This is a genomic window from Rummeliibacillus pycnus, from assembly GCF_050459865.1.
Classification (GTDB): domain Bacteria; phylum Bacillota; class Bacilli; order Bacillales_A; family Planococcaceae; genus Rummeliibacillus; species Rummeliibacillus pycnus_B.
The window spans coordinates 1-14,961 of record NZ_JBCMNM010000121.1; the positions used below are offsets into that span (position 1 = coordinate 1).

Annotated in this window: 16 protein-coding genes; 1 reads left to right on the forward strand and 15 read right to left on the reverse strand. The window is 33.3% G+C overall.

Annotated elements, in window-relative coordinates; genetic code table 11:
* Window positions 1–107: 107 nt before the first annotated feature.
* The 8 genes from ABE048_RS19755 to ABE048_RS19790 form a co-directional block, all read right to left on the reverse strand.
* The gene (locus ABE048_RS19755; protein WP_430313008.1) at window positions 108–1,070 is read right to left on the reverse strand and encodes an NAD(P)H-dependent flavin oxidoreductase; all 963 of its coding nucleotides are present in this window, start codon (window positions 1,068–1,070) and stop codon (window positions 108–110) included.
* Window positions 1,071–1,394: 324 nt separating this feature from the next.
* Window positions 1,395–2,117: an ABC transporter permease gene (locus tag ABE048_RS19760; RefSeq protein ID WP_430313009.1), complete on the reverse strand. Its 723-nt coding sequence runs from the start codon at window positions 2,115–2,117 to the stop codon at window positions 1,395–1,397.
* Window positions 2,118–2,828 (reverse strand): ABC transporter permease, encoded by a 711-nt coding sequence (locus ABE048_RS19765; RefSeq protein ID WP_430313010.1) that lies wholly within the window; start codon window positions 2,826–2,828, stop codon window positions 2,118–2,120.
* Window positions 2,825–3,736, reverse strand: coding sequence for an ABC transporter ATP-binding protein (locus tag ABE048_RS19770; RefSeq protein ID WP_430313011.1), 912 nt, complete (start codon window positions 3,734–3,736; stop codon window positions 2,825–2,827). The genes ABE048_RS19765 and ABE048_RS19770 overlap by 4 nt, the downstream gene beginning before the upstream one ends.
* Before the next feature lie 119 nt (window positions 3,737–3,855).
* Window positions 3,856–5,211, reverse strand: coding sequence for a sensor histidine kinase (locus ABE048_RS19775; RefSeq protein WP_430313012.1), 1,356 nt, complete (start codon window positions 5,209–5,211; stop codon window positions 3,856–3,858).
* Entirely contained in the window at window positions 5,208–5,876 is a 669-nt protein-coding gene (locus ABE048_RS19780) for a response regulator transcription factor (RefSeq protein WP_430313013.1), read from the reverse strand. The genes ABE048_RS19775 and ABE048_RS19780 overlap by 4 nt, the downstream gene beginning before the upstream one ends.
* 253 nt (window positions 5,877–6,129) lie before the next feature.
* Window positions 6,130–6,651, reverse strand: coding sequence for an N-acetyltransferase family protein (locus tag ABE048_RS19785; RefSeq protein ID WP_430313023.1), 522 nt, complete (start codon window positions 6,649–6,651; stop codon window positions 6,130–6,132).
* Between the two features lie 63 nt (window positions 6,652–6,714).
* Window positions 6,715–8,445 carry a phospho-sugar mutase gene (locus tag ABE048_RS19790; protein ID WP_430313014.1) on the reverse strand — a complete coding sequence of 577 codons (1,731 nt, stop codon included), beginning with the start codon at window positions 8,443–8,445 and terminating at the stop codon, window positions 6,715–6,717.
* A gap of 275 nt (window positions 8,446–8,720) precedes the next feature.
* Here ABE048_RS19790 and ABE048_RS19795 point away from each other — a divergent pair, with 275 nt between their 5' ends.
* Entirely contained in the window at window positions 8,721–9,542 is an 822-nt protein-coding gene (locus ABE048_RS19795; RefSeq protein ID WP_430313015.1) for an exonuclease domain-containing protein, read from the forward strand.
* Window positions 9,543–9,731: 189 nt separating this feature from the next.
* Here the strand turns inward: ABE048_RS19795 and ABE048_RS19800 are convergent, their stop codons facing one another.
* The 7 genes from ABE048_RS19800 to ABE048_RS19830 form a co-directional block, all read right to left on the reverse strand.
* On the reverse strand, window positions 9,732–10,214 hold the full coding sequence (locus ABE048_RS19800) for a DUF4367 domain-containing protein (protein WP_430313016.1): 483 nt from the start codon (window positions 10,212–10,214) through the stop codon (window positions 9,732–9,734).
* A 111-nt stretch (window positions 10,215–10,325) separates the two neighbouring features.
* Entirely contained in the window at window positions 10,326–11,156 is an 831-nt protein-coding gene (locus tag ABE048_RS19805; RefSeq protein ID WP_430313017.1) for a MerR family transcriptional regulator, read from the reverse strand.
* 200 nt (window positions 11,157–11,356) lie between these two features.
* On the reverse strand, window positions 11,357–11,779 hold the full coding sequence (locus ABE048_RS19810) for an OsmC family protein (protein ID WP_430313018.1): 423 nt from the start codon (window positions 11,777–11,779) through the stop codon (window positions 11,357–11,359).
* Window positions 11,780–11,792: 13 nt separating this feature from the next.
* A complete protein-coding gene (locus ABE048_RS19815) occupies window positions 11,793–12,539 on the reverse strand; it encodes an amino acid ABC transporter ATP-binding protein (protein WP_430313019.1) in 747 nt (248 codons plus the stop codon).
* 12 nt (window positions 12,540–12,551) lie between these two features.
* Complete coding sequence (locus tag ABE048_RS19820) at window positions 12,552–13,193, reverse strand: amino acid ABC transporter permease (RefSeq protein WP_430313020.1); 642 nt, start codon at window positions 13,191–13,193, stop codon at window positions 12,552–12,554.
* An 18-nt stretch (window positions 13,194–13,211) separates the two neighbouring features.
* Window positions 13,212–14,042, reverse strand: coding sequence for a transporter substrate-binding domain-containing protein (locus tag ABE048_RS19825; protein WP_430313021.1), 831 nt, complete (start codon window positions 14,040–14,042; stop codon window positions 13,212–13,214).
* A gap of 16 nt (window positions 14,043–14,058) precedes the next feature.
* The gene (locus tag ABE048_RS19830) at window positions 14,059–14,685 is read right to left on the reverse strand and encodes a TetR/AcrR family transcriptional regulator (protein WP_430313022.1); all 627 of its coding nucleotides are present in this window, start codon (window positions 14,683–14,685) and stop codon (window positions 14,059–14,061) included.
* Between the last annotated feature and the right edge of the window lie 276 nt (window positions 14,686–14,961).

Below are 14,961 nucleotides of genomic sequence, written 5' to 3' on the forward strand. Positions count from 1 at the left end.
GAGTCGCCATCTTCCGCTTCGAGACAATATTCTAATAGATATAGCACATCCAATTTCCTCATTTAATGATCGTGTTTTATATCAAAACTTTAAATGAGGAAAATGACTCAATTAAAAATATTATTTAGTCGTTTTCTTCCTTCATTTGCATTATGAATGATCTCATCAAACAATTCCTGCACAGTTGGGATATCATTGATTAGCCCCATAACCTGACCAGCCCATCCAAAACCTTCTTCAATATTGCCTTCGTAAATATATTTACGATTCGCTCGCCCACTAATCATATCTTTTAAATCTTCGTAGGTAGCTTCATTTTGTTCACGTTTTACAATTTCTTCCGTAAATTCTGTTTTTAATGCACGCCCGGGAGCACCTAAAGATCTTTCGATTACAATGGTATCAGTTTCATTTGCATTAATAAGTGCTTCTTTATATGCATCATTGGCATGAACGCATTCTTTTGTCGCAATAAAACGGGTGCCCATTTCAATACCTTCAGCACCAAGTGCAAATGCGGCAAGTAAACCCCTTCCATCACCAATTCCTCCACTAGCTAAAACTGGTATTGACACAGATTCTGCTACCCTTGGTACAAGTACGATCGTACCAATATCTTCACGTCCTAAATGGCCACCGCCTTCTTGTCCAACTGCCATTACAATATCAGCACCAAGTTCTTCCGCTTTTTGTGCTTGTCTAACGCCAGAAACAAGTACCATTGTTTTTATACCTTCATCCTTCACTCTTTCAAGCACAGGTTTCGGGTTACCACCAGTAATCGAAATAGCTGGCACCTTTTCTTCAATTGCCACTTCCAACAAATCTTCGTATTTTCGATCATGTCTAGAAATTGCAAAATTCACACCAAATGGATTTTTGGTTAATGTGCGAACCTTGTGAATCTCTTCACGAAGTTTTTCTGGAGTCCCTAAAGTTGCTGCAGTAATTTGACCTAGACCGCCTGCATTTGATACAGCAGCAGCAAGTTCTGCATAAGCTAAATAGGCAAGTCCTCCTTGAATGATTGGATACTTAATCCCTAATATTTCTGTTATACGTGTTTTCAAACATTACACCCCCGCTGTCATTAAAAACATGATTTATACACTATTAATTATACATAATATTCTGAAATTGTTATATATTATCCATGTGAATAAATTTCACAAATCTATATACGATTTTTAAATACGAACATTTAATAAATTATTTATTCAATATTCGGAATTAAATGTTCGTTTATTTCAGATAAATTTCGCATTATAACTTGATTCAAGTAATAATAGACAGCAACTTGCCAAGACATATTCGTTAGTTTTTTCAATATACTCCCTTTCGGCACTTATTTACTCAATTTTAAAGTAACATAACAAAATAATTAAGCTATAAATCTAAACAGCTTTTCTTTGAAAATATAAGTATCCACAAAGAAAGAACAATATAAATCCTCCCCCGACTACGGATATCAATTGTTCCCAAGGAATGTAAAATACATCACTTGTTTCTCCACCAATATACATCATCATAAAGGGTTGCGCCCATAAATAGTAGGGACCGACATGTTCTGAATTGATGGCTAATATTGAAGGTAATGTGAAGATTACATTGACAGCAAATGGTACTGCAAAACTATTAAATAAGATGGACATCCATAACTGCAAAGCAACTAATGGGAATGTCGCAATCCATCCCCCTAAAATACATTTCCAGATAATTCCTAAAGGAAAAGGATCACTAAAACCTCTTATGACACCTACTGCAAATAATGCGCAAAAATATAATATTTGAATGACCAAAACAATTAGCATTATAATAATATATTTTGCCACAAATACTTGCCCCCTTGAAACAGGTAGCGCCAGAAGTTGTTTCCATCCCCCCGCTTGGTGTTCATATCTACATATAATACTAGCAAGCACACCAGTAACAAGCGGTAAAAATAATAATGCATATGTTAAATTCATATATAACAATGCCTGTTCCCATTCACTTACTTTTAACTCAAGAGGTGAATTAATACCAGTCATTAGCCCGATTAATGGTCCTATTATTATGATGTATGTTATTTTAGATTTGCGTAATTTAAACCATTCTGATTGTAAAATAGCTAGCATTTATTTCACGTCCCTTCTATTAAAATCAACCATTCCAACAATATATAAGACGATTCCAACACTAATTCCTAGCTCAACATTTATAATGGGTTTTTCCCATTCATTTATTAATGATGGCCACTTCCAAATCATCCAATCTGGTAAAGCAGACCCTGCAAAGGCTAAAATAGTACCTATTATTCCTGTAGTAATTGGAATTGCTTGATTTTGACTAACAACTGCAATCCATAGTTGTAAAGCCAATACTGGCAATGCCGCCAAGATAGGATAAAAACTATATTTAAGTATATTTATATATGGAATCGGCTCTCCTAAATCAAGAAAAACACCAAATCCAAGTGTAAAGAACATTAATAAAACAGATGATAAAAATAACAAACTAAAAACAACTGTAAATTTGGATAAGTAGACATTTATTTTTGTAACGGGTAATGCAATCAAGTGCTTCCATCCATTTGTTTCATCTTCAAGACTTGCCATTAAAGATGTTAAAATGGCAATTCCTAAAACAATAGCTAAAGGCGTAAATGAACTTACATTGACTAAATAATAGCCCCAATCATCGTCACTTTGCTGTAAAAGATAATCTTTTCGAACACCATAATTGACCATTTGCATCGCAACAATACCGAATGGTCCTAGAAATGTTAAAAACCAAAAACCTTTCCGCCTTATTTTAAGAAAATCTGTTACGATTAGATTTCGAATCATGCCCATTTCTCTCCCCTCGTCATTTGGAGGAAGATTTCTTCTAATGATCTTTTTTCTTCTTCAACTCGATAAATAGAAAATCCGTCATGAACAAGAGTTTCTACAGTTTGTGCTACTTTTTCATTTGAACAATCAGCCAGCTCAATATGCTCATTTTTATATGTAGCTTTTATTCCTTTAGCTAGTAGTGATCTCCATGCTTTCTCACCATTACTTACAGTTAACGATACGTTTTGCTTAGCATATAAACGCATTGCATCGATAGAATCTTGGAAAATTAGCTTTCCCTTATTTACGATTCCTACTGTTGTTGCCATTTGATCAATCTCAGATAATAAATGACTTGATATAAGGACTGTTATACCAAATTTGGTTGGAAGGCTTTTGATTAGTTCTCGCATTTCAATTATTCCTGATGGATCTAATCCATTCGTTGGTTCATCTAAGATTAACAATTCTGGATTATGCAACAACGCTGCTGCAATCCCTAATCGTTGCTTCATACCTAGTGAAAAACCTTTTACTTTCTTATTACTCGCTTCTTTTAAACGCACAATTTCTAATACTTCATGAATTCTTGATGGCGGTACATCTAAAATCATTCTTATTGCTTCTAAATTTTCATATGCAGTCAAATGTGGATAGTAGGATGGATTTTCAACTAATGATCCAACTTTTCTTAAAATCTCTATTCTTTCTTTTTTTAAATCTTTTCCAAAAATGTGGATGTCTCCAGAAGTTGGCTTCATTAAACCTAAAAGCATACGAATTGTTGTCGTCTTTCCTGCTCCGTTTGGCCCCAAAAATCCATAAATTTCTTTTTTGGGTATTTTCAACTCTACTCCATTAACTGCTACTTCTTTTCCAAACGTTTTTGATAAGTTCTCTGTATGTACTATATATTCCATTTCTCTCACCTCATTTTCTATCTTAGAAAATGAAGGTTAAAACCAGGTTAGTAGTAAGTTTAAATTTTGTTTAAAAAAAGCATTTGAAAAGATTAAAAGTAACCTCTCCAAATGCATTTTTATTTATATTTCTTAATTTTAATAGTTGTTCCTTTTTCACTGGATTCAATATTCCATTCAAGCTGCATATTATTTATCATTAGGTCCACAATTGATAAGCCGATTCCTGCCCCTTTTTCGTTTGATATAGCATTCATGCCTTTTCCATGATCAGAAATAACAATCGCATCATATTTAACAGTTGACTCTGTTTTCACTCCTACATATAAACCATCTTTTGCATGACGTAGTACATTTTGAAGTAAATTATCTAATATTCTTCCTAACCAAATTGGATCAATGTGCCATTGATGGTTTTCAAAAGGTTGTAATTCCACATCGACAGTAAATCCTGTTTTTTCAAATACGGGATACCAACTCGCAATGCATTCTCGAATTAGCCGTACAACATCTACTTCGAAAGGATCAAATTTATATTTACTTGACATTAACAGCGTATAAGACATTAAGTTTTCAACTAGATGATCAATATTTATAACAGATTTTTCTAATGCTTTTACTGCTTGTTTTCCTTCTTGTGATAACTCTTCCTTACATATCGTAAAAGTTTGTGCACGAATTTTCGTTAAAGGTGTTCGTAAGTCATGTGAAAGGTTAGCGATTAACTCTCTTCTTAGTTGTTCTTCTTTCTGTTCGCGCTGTTTACTTTCTCTTAACTCAACAACCATCTGATTAAATGTCTGTTCTAGCTGACCAATTTCATCTTTCTTTTTTACCTGAATCTCGATTGGTAGTTGATCAACATCCCGAATTGTCATAGCATCTTGCAAATGTAACAATCTCTTTCGAATTCCTCTGAAAAAGAAGAAAGAAATGGTGATAAAAAGAATAATAATCCCTAACATTACAAAAGTTAAAAGTGTGCCGTATTTTTCATTAGCCTTCACTAATGGTGGATTAAAAGTATTTCTAGGGATTTGTAGAACAACAAAACCTTGAGATGTATCTTTCCCTACAAATGCGATTACTGTAAATGGATCACTAGCATAACTTTCTTTCATAAATTTCGCTGTATATGCTGAGTCCCATTTATTTGGTATTTGACGTTTTACATTTACTTTTTCTGATAAATTACCATTCTGATCTATCCAAAACATGGATGCTTCTGGATAATTCTTTTTCCATTGATCAAAAAGATTGAGGATATTTTGATTTGTGTCATTTTTTATATTATTAGCAGCTGTATGCCATTTTTCTTCAACTAATTCTGGGCTGTTTTTATTACTATTTTCTAAATTATTATCTATTTTTATAATAAATAAGGCAATAAATAGATAAGCTATTTGAACAATAAATATAGCCGTCAAAATAATTAGCATATATTTTGCTAATAAAGATCGAAAGAATTTTTTCATTGTTTAACCCTGTATCCAATTCCCCGAATTGTTTCAATAACTATTGGTTTCGCTGGGTTTTCTTCGATTTTTTCCCGTAAATATCGGATATGTACCATTAACGTTTTATCTCCTTCTATAAAGGTTTCTCCCCAAACCCCTTCATAAAGTTGTTCTTTTGTTAAAATCTGATTTAAATGGCGGATAAAATATTGAAATAAGTAGTATTGTTTGCCTGTTAATTGGATTTCCTCATTATTATTTTGATTGATAATTCTTAAATCTTTTGTGTGAATTTTTAGGTGTTGAATTTCTAAAATAGGATCATTCTTTTGAAATCTTCTTATCAGTACTTCAATTCGTGCAGCAAGTTCATCTGGATGAAATGGCTTAGTTAAATAATCATCCGCAAAACTGAGTCCTTCAATCTTGTCTTCTAAAGCAGTACGTGCAGATAGCATTAAAATTGGTAAATTTTCTGTTTCTTTTTTAATTCGCTTTCCTATTGAAAATCCATCTAAACCAGGTAGCATGACATCGAGAATTACCAGATCCACAGTTGAAATATATTTTTCCGCGTTCTCACCTGATTTTAGCCAAGTCACTTCATAGCCCCTTTCTATTAAATCTTTTGTTACCCAACTTCCAATTTCACTTTCATCTTCTATGTATAATATATGGACCATTATGTCTCCCCTTTTTTGCAAACTTTCCTCATCATCTTTCATTAGAAAGTTAATATTCAGGAATTCCAGTTTAATATTACCAGATTAATATAACAAAAACCGCTATTCTGTAATTAATCACCAGATAGCGGTTTACTTTGATTATTTAAAATTTGAGAGTTAATAAAAATATACTTCTTCTAGAAATTGTTTCCTAATAATTCGATATTCCGTTGTCCTTATTCAATTAAAACCCTCCGTTAGTTTAAAAGGATTAAACCAATTTATACATTAGAATATCATCGACATAAAAGTCCTCGCTAAACTTAACTTCTTTAATTTTTCGTCCTTCCTCTACAAATCCCACACTTTTATATAAGGCTATTGCTCTCTGATTTGTTGATAAAACGCCTAAACTTACTTTCTCAATTAAAGTATTTTGTTCTGCCCAGTTTAAAAGTTCTTTAATAAGGAGTTTTCCAATACCCATATCTCGATAATCTTTCTTTATCATAGTCGTAAAGTAACCAGTATGAGCAAGCCGTTTGGTATTTTTAGAACGAAAAATAATAAAACCGGTAACTTTCCCTTTGATTTCAGCTACAATTATTGTTTCTCTTTCATTCTCTAAAATTTTCCGTATCCAACTTCTTTGTTGCACCGTTGATTCTTCAATTTCTTCTAAAACAGAAATCATAAATTCATTTTCTGAAACAACTTCCCTTTGAATTTCTAGCAAGGTTTCTGCATCATCCAAATTTCCTGTTCTTAGGGAAACTTGATAATTATTTTTCATCATAATTATTAGCTCCTTAATTTTAAATATAATCTTTAGCAATAAAATCTTAAACAAACTACATTAACTTAATTTTCTCTCCATCACTGTAATCATTGCATTTTTTAATTTTTTTAGCTGTTCATTTGCTGCTTCCTCTGATTCACATTTTACACCAATATAGTATTTGATTTTCGGTTCTGTTCCGCTTGGACGAACACAAACCCAAGAGTTATCTTCCAAGATATACTTTAATACATTGGATTTTGGCAATGTAATTTTCTCGCTAGGGGAATGATCAGTATATGAAATCATTTGAGTATAATAATCTTGAATACTTAAGACATGAAATTCACCAATTTTTTCTAAAGGATGCTCACGAAGCTCTGCTAAAGCATTTTTTATTGATTTTGCTCCTTCAATTCCTTTTTTTGTAATAGATACAAGTGTTTCTTTGTAATAACCATGTTCTTTATACAATACTTGTAAGACATCTAAAAGCGATTTGCCTTGTTTTTTGTAATATGCAGCTGCTTCCGTTAATAATAGGATTGCTTGATTTGCATCTTTGTCTCGGGCAAATGCTTTGTATAAATAGCCGTAACTTTCTTCGTACCCAAAAAGGAATTGATATTCACCTGTTTTATTGTACTCTTCTATTTTTTCACCTATGAATTTGAATCCTGTTAAGACATTTTCTGTACTGATACCAAAATAATTGGCGATTGATTGTCCAAAATCGGAGGTAACGATTGTTTTTACAATCCGTCCGTTTTCAGGTAATACACTGAATTCCTCCAAACGGGTGAGTACATAATAGAGCATGATTGCACCAGTTTGATTCCCCGTTAACAGTTGATACGAATCTCCTTCTTTGACTGCTACACCTAATCTATCACCATCAGGATCAATTGCAAGAAGTAGGTCTGCTTCAATTTCTAGTCCATCTCGTATTGCGTATTCAAACGCAGTCTGTTCTTCAGGATTTGCAGAAATGACCGTTGGAAAATCGCCATCCGGATTAAATTGCTCTTGAACAATATGCATTCCTTTGAATTGCAATCGTTCGAATATCTGTTGAACTGTGTATCCAGAAATACCATGTAGTGGTGAAAATATTACTTGTAATTCTGTCGTTTTGAAAAGTGATGCATCAAGTGGAATTGTTATCAGTTCATTAAAATACTCTTCATCTAATTCATTTGTGATGAGTTGAATCAAACCACTTTTTAGGTATTCATTAAAATCGCCCGTTGTTAATTGAAGCTCATCTCCTACTTTTGCTACATAAGAAATTACATCTTCACCAGCTTGCAAATTTAATTGGGCTCCATCATCCCCGTACACTTTATATCCATTATATTCTGGAGGATTGTGGCTAGCAGTTATCATCACACCCATAAACGTTTGAAGTTTTCTAACAGAAAAAGATAGCTGCGGTGTTGTACGGCAATCTTTATATAAATAGGTTTTTATACCGTTCTGTGCAAGGGTTGTAGCTGTTTCAATCGCAAATTCTTTTGACATTCGACGACTATCAAAAGATATCACTACTCCTTGATTTGCTTTTTCTTGACCGAATGTTTGAATATAATCAGCAATCCCTTTTGTTGCTTTTCGAATGGTAAAAAGATTTAAGCGATTTGTACCTGCGCCCATTTCTCCACGCATTCCACCTGTTCCAAAAGATAAAGTCTTACCAAAAGTATCTTCTTTTTTAGACTCATCATTAGCCATTTTATGTAAATCTATTCTTAAATCTTCAGGTAGATCCTTTGTTTTCTGCCACTTATCAAATGCTTCTTGATATTTCATATAAACACCTCTAATATTTATCTCACTATTTTATAGTTTAATTTATGCTTAACAACTTGTAAAAAATCAGAGAGTTTAGCATTACCCTGAATTATTTACTAAAGTAAATTTAATCATTTTAACTTCATTTGCCATTGAAGATGTTTATGAAAAATAATCTGGGATTAATTCCTTGTTACTTTTGTATATGTTATTTTCTCAAGAGAAATGCAACTTCAATTAATAGAGTATACTGATATAATAAACTGTAGTATAGATTTTCAGGAGGAAGTCATTTGGATTTTATTGCATTAGAAATCGAAACAGCAAATCAGTGGCCAGATAGTATTTGTTCAATTGGGCTTGTCAAAGTCAGAGAAAACATGATTGTCGATTCACTTTTCTCTTATATTAACCCAAAGCAAACATTTGACGAATTTCATATATCACAGCACGGTATTACGGAAGATATGGTCCATCTTTCACCAACATTTAAAGAGTTTTATCCAGAATTAAATAAGTGGCTGACAAATGAAATTGTCATTGGTTATTATAGTGAATTTGATCAATTAGTTTTAGAAGAATCTTGTTTGTCTATTGATCAACTTGTTCCATACTGTCATTTTGGTTCTATACTTACATTTGCCAAAAATAAATTAACAAAAGAGCGCCATTTCTCATTACCTACGCTTGCACATTTGTTTGATATCAGATTAGAACTTGAACGAGCTGAAATTATTGCTCACCTTGTATTGGACTTTGAAAAAAGATTTGAAGGTTTTTCACTTCTTCAACTAACCAAACCTGCAAAAATTATTCCTTCTAATGGAACAACTATTACATCTTCATCGTACTTTAAAGGTAAAAATATTGTCTTTACGGGTGGCCTGGAAGGTTTATCAAGATCAATGGCTGCCAAAAAGATACGAACTCTCGGAGGGGTTTTTAGCAATACTGTAACAAAACAAACGGATATTCTAATTGTAAGTAATAGTAGTTGGGCTAGAGTTGAAAAGGGTCAGAAAAGTTCAAAGCTTACTAAAGCTGAACAACTTCAATCAATGGGTAATGCAATTGAAATTATTCAAGAAGAAAAAATTTGTCATCATTTAAAATAAATATGATTAATTGGATAAACGAAAGCATCTCCCATAAAGAACGGGTCGATTTTGAAGTACAAAACCTGAATTCGTGACCGTTTTAGCAAAACAATTAGTAAGTATATCATTATTAAATTTGCATACAAAAAAAGCAATGGATTCGATTTCCATTGCTTTTTTCGGTCTGTTAATCACCTTTTGAAAATGTTATTTCATTGACCTTGCGATTTCTAACATTCTTTCTTTCGGTAATCTTGAACTATTCATTTCTACATAAGTGCCATTTTGGACCCAATTAAGTAAGCCACCAGTAATCGTATCACCGTTTTTATCTACTTCACCACTCTCTTCCCATCCCTGAAAATAACCCTTGTTACCATTAATATCTACCTGTTGAGCATAGGGAAAATCGTCTTTGAATAAATGAAAACCCAATCTCTGATGAATACCGACCATCAGCTTGGTATCCTTGCTGTCCATATAATGTAGCATTATCCAAGGAGATGTTTTGGTATCTAATGTCCAATCTTCAGGAATATTTGTAGGAGTCAAAAGGGTAAAGTCAACTTCTTTCTTTATTTCTGAGATAGTTTTACTGTTGTGATTATACTTAATTTCTTTAGCGGAAATTATGTTCGGATAAGAATACAAAAAGATTAGGATAACGAATAAACGAATAAGGAATGTCAATTAACTACCTCCACTCAATTGGAAATTCAGGTTGTAGTATCCCCTAAACGGTCAATTTTTATTAAATCATTCTTAATGTAATAGAGAACATGTCTAAAATGAAGCAAATCATTAATGAAGGGGCAATGGATGTACTTTTATACGAATTTCTTTTAGCCATTCTTCTGAATGATTTGAGATACTGCCATCAACAATTTTACGTATATATAAAGGCCCTTCTGTTTGATAGTTGTGTACTTTAATAAAACGCAAAATTTTATCTATGTATCGAGATTCTTCATCCAATTTTTCTCTCCAGCGTAAAACTGCGAAATCTCCTTCATCAATATGGGTTATCATATCCAATTGCTTATGCATTGGCTGATCCACTAATAAAAAGATTCCATCGTAAGAAGGTTCTTTATAATTTCGATCTTCAATTTCCATTAAATAACCGGCGTTCCCAATTACAATGGGTACAATTTGTTCATAATGATTCTTTAATTGACGAAGTTCTGATTCAATTTCTTTCAAAGAACCAACTTTTTTATTCACCTGAATAATACTGTGTGATTCATGGTGTTCAATATATGGTTTTCCAATATTAGTGTCATCTTTTGTATTTTCAAGCTCCGTAACACGCGAAAACAAGCCTTGCTCAATTCGCTTTAATACTTCAATTTTCTCACGTGTGATTCTTCTAATATTCTCTAGAATAGAAATAAAATCATCTAAACTGCGGTTTTCTAATTGTTTTTTTATGTCTCTAAGAGGGACACCCATCATTTTCAGATATAAAATAATATCTAATTCTTTAAATTGTTCTATAGAATAATAGCGATAACCAGTAGCTGTATCTACATCAAATGGCCGAAACAACCCAATCTCATCATAATAACGAAGCGTTTTAATCGATATATTATTCAGTCTCGCCATTTGCCCAATGGAAAATTTATTTTTCATGAATTGTCCTCTTTCTTAATCACTTATTACATATATTATAAAATATTTCCAACAATAATTGACAATATTTTCTGTATTTTTATCAAATTTTCTTTTTAATTCTCCGCGATTACGAAGAAAAAGTTTGGAGTAGTTATTGGTAAATTCCATAAAAAAAGAGCAAAGAGAAAATTCATCTCCCTGCTCATCTTATGAAATTCTTATTCGAACGGTACATTTTCACCATTCAAAATGAGTAAATGTGTGATATCAGCTTTTAGCGATGCGGATACTGCACAATATTTTTCTTCCCCTAATTTAATCGCTCTCCACACTTTATGTGCGTCGATATCGCCATCGACTTTAAAAGTTAGATTTGCTGCAGTAAAAGCAGTTGGCATTTCTTCACGGCGAGTACCATCTACTACGATCTCTAGATTTGTGATTTTATCTAAATGTGGTTTCAAAATCATCGTTACATCAATTCCGATACAACCTGCTAATGAGCTTAGAAGCATTTCAGTAGGTGTTGGTGCTTGGCCTTCTCCACCATAATTTGCAGTTGCATCCATAGCCATTTTATATCCAGATGCACCTATTGCTTCAAATGCACGACCACCTTGCCATTTTGCTGTGATTTGCATATATATTTCCTCCTTAGAATTCATTTACCTGTTGCAAGAATTGTTGTGCTCTTGCGGTTTGTGGGTGTTCAAAAAATGCTTTAGGTTCAGCATCTTCTACAATGACACCATCTGCCATAAATAGAACACGATCTGCGACATTCTTCGCGAAGTTCATCTCATGCGTCACAATTATCATTGTCATGCCTTCTTCTGCTAAACTTTTCATTACTTTTAGTACTTCACCGACTAGTTCTGGATCAAGCGCTGAAGTGGGTTCGTCAAATAGCATCAGTTGCGGTTCCATAGCTAAAGCTCTTGCAATTGCTACACGTTGTTGTTGGCCACCTGAAAGTTGAGATGGATAGCTATCTTCTTTTTCTGATAATCCAACTCTTTTCAATAAATCAGATGCAATCTGATGAGCTTGGTCTTTTCGCATTTTCTTTACAACTAAAAGTGCTTCCATGACATTTTCTACAACAGTTTTATGTGGATACAGGTTAAATTGCTGGAACACCATGCCCGTTTCTTGTCGAATTGCATAAATAGCCTTTTGCAATTCCTTTTTTGGTGCTTTCGCATCGATTTCATGTCCAATTACAGAGATTTTGCCCTCAGTAATTTTTTCTAATCCATTGATACATCTTAAAAATGTACTCTTACCAGAACCACTCGGTCCAATAACAGCTACTACTTGATGTGCAGGAATGGATAAAGTTAAATTCTTTAACACTTCATTACTACCATAACTTTTGTATAGTTGTTGAATTTCTATCAATTTCCGCACCTCCTAGTAAACCGATAAGCGTTTTTCAATTTTATTTAATATAAAAGTAAAGAATGTACTCATTACCCAATACATAATACCGATTGAAAGATAAAACGGCATATACACGTAATATTGAGCAACTAATAGTTGTGCTGAACGCATTAACTCTGTTACTGCTATAACAGAAACTAAAGATGTTTCTTTTAACATACCGACAAATGTATTACCTAGTGGCGGAATCGCATAACGAATTGCTTGCGGAATAATGATTCGAGTCATAGCTTGTCTCTCTGTCATTCCTGTTGCTAGAGCAGCCTCTGTTTGTCCTTTTGGTACAGATTGAATAGCTCCACGGAATGCTTCTGACACATATGCACCAATATTAATACTTAAAGCAATATAAGCTGCTGTTAATGGGCCAAGCTCAATACCATAATCTACCAATCCATAATAGACAATAACGATTTGTACAAGCGGTGGTGTTCCTCGAATAATTGAAACATAGACTCTTGCAATATTACGCAGAAAGCGATTGCCCTTAATTCGAGCAATCGCAGCAAGTAAGCCTATTATTAAGCCAAAGAACATGGATACCACTGTAATCAGTAAAGTGTAATATGCCCCTTTTAATAGAAAGGGGATATTTTCAATGACTAAATCCATGTGTGTTTCCTACTTTCTTTATTCTGCTGGTGGTTCTTCACCAAACCATTTTACAAAGATTTTCTTATAAGTACCATCATTTTTCATATCTTCAATTGCTTTGTTAATCGCTTTAACTAATTTTGGATTCCCTTTTTTAACAGCAACCGCAGCTTTATCTGCTTTAATTGGATCTCCAACAGCTTTAATTTTAAAGCCATTTTGTTCAACGATTGGTTTTAATGCATAGACATTATTGATTGTAGCATCGATACGACCAGCATCTAAGTCTTTTAGAGTCGTGATAACATCATCATATGTGTTGATTTTGAAATCGCCAACTTTTGGCATCAAGTCATTACGTAAATAAGTTTCATCATTTGTACCAAGACCTACACCAATTGTTTTACCTTTGAAGTCTGCAGTTGATTTGATGCTGTTGTTATCTGCTTTAACAATAGCTTTTACTTCGTTTGTAATATATGGGTCTGAAAAGTCAATCGCTTTTTTACGTTCATCTGTAATCGTCACTTGGCTGACAAGTACATCAAATTTACCTTGTTGTAATCCTGGGATTAAACCTGAGAAATCTTGTGCAACAAATTTTGCTTTTACATTCATACGTTTTGCAATTTCTTTTGCAATATCTACATCGAAACCAGTATATTGTTTATCCTTGCCCATAAAGTTGTATGGTGCATATGTCCCCATTATACCGACTGTCATTTCTCCATGATCTTGGATATTTTGTAATTGATCTGTATAGTTGTTACCGTGTTTGACATCTTTTTTAGCACCCATACTTCCACATGCGCTAAGTAGAAGAACTGCTACGGCAACAAAGCTTAATAACCATTTTGCTTTTTTCACTTTTTATCCTCCTATTTTATACACCGAAAATACCAAAAAATTCGAAGTGTACAGTTTCCTCAATTAATTCTTGTAATGATTTGTCAGCGAATGCGTGATTTTCGCTCCGTTCTGTAAACAGCCATCTAGATAGCACACCTTCCAGCAAACTCATGATAAACACTGCTTGCATTTTAGGCTCAATTGGTCGACTTAGCATGCCTAATTCTTTTGCTCGTTCAATATTATTGGCAAAGGCTGCTTCCATATCAGCTTTAATTTCATCAACTTTTTGTTGCAACAAAGGCTGAGAGTGGATTCCTTTTATCAGTATGTGCATTAAATAGGAATTATCCTCTGCAAAATTAAAAATATGTACAAATAAATTACTTGAGGACACGACGGATTCTTGAATCGAAGCTTTCGATTTTCGATAGCCAATCGCAATTGCCTCTAATATATTTTTTCGCCCATCTTCTAGCATCTTCAATGCAATGGCTTCTTTACTTTTGAAATACCAGTAAAACGTCCCTTGCGAAACATTCGCCTGTGCTACAATATCCGAAATTTTCGTATTTTCATAACCAACAGTTGCGAATAATTCAAGTGCTATTTTAATCAATTGTTGCTCTCTCTCTTGTCTACGAATATCTGCTTGCACCACATTATTCACCTCGACTGACTCATTAGTCAATTAAATCCTATAAGATTACTATATATTAGTCAATAGATTTGACTTAATTTTTTTAGAAAAATAAATAAGTCGTAAATCCTTCATCAGAATGAATTGATTTATATATAAAATTGATGGTTGAGTCAATTTCATAAATCCATTTTTGTATTTTTAATACAAACATTTCATATTAACTTCAATATTCAGATTTGAACGTTCCGCTACAGACGGCGCTTTCCACGGGCTTGGCTTCAATCTCCTCGTCAC

Bases quoted from the DNA above. Each gene is read 5' to 3' on its own strand.
- ABE048_RS19765 (WP_430313010.1), bottom strand. From the start codon at position 2,828: ATGATTCGAAATCTAATCGTAACAGATTTTCTTAAAATAAGGCGGAAA.
- ABE048_RS19790 (WP_430313014.1), bottom strand. From the start codon at position 8,445: ATGAAATATCAAGAAGCATTTGATAAGTGGCAGAAAACAAAGGATCTA.
- ABE048_RS19785 (WP_430313023.1), bottom strand. From the start codon at position 6,651: ATGAAAAATAATTATCAAGTTTCCCTAAGAACAGGAAATTTGGATGAT.
- ABE048_RS19805 (WP_430313017.1), bottom strand. From the start codon at position 11,156: ATGAAAAATAAATTTTCCATTGGGCAAATGGCGAGACTGAATAATATA.
- ABE048_RS19760 (WP_430313009.1), bottom strand. From the start codon at position 2,117: ATGCTAGCTATTTTACAATCAGAATGGTTTAAATTACGCAAATCTAAA.
- ABE048_RS19810 (WP_430313018.1), bottom strand. From the start codon at position 11,779: ATGCAAATCACAGCAAAATGGCAAGGTGGTCGTGCATTTGAAGCAATA.
- ABE048_RS19780 (WP_430313013.1), bottom strand. From the start codon at position 5,876: ATGGTCCATATATTATACATAGAAGATGAAAGTGAAATTGGAAGTTGG.
- ABE048_RS19820 (WP_430313020.1), bottom strand. From the start codon at position 13,193: ATGGATTTAGTCATTGAAAATATCCCCTTTCTATTAAAAGGGGCATAT.
- ABE048_RS19775 (WP_430313012.1), bottom strand. From the start codon at position 5,211: ATGAAAAAATTCTTTCGATCTTTATTAGCAAAATATATGCTAATTATT.
- ABE048_RS19770 (WP_430313011.1), bottom strand. From the start codon at position 3,736: ATGGAATATATAGTACATACAGAGAACTTATCAAAAACGTTTGGAAAA.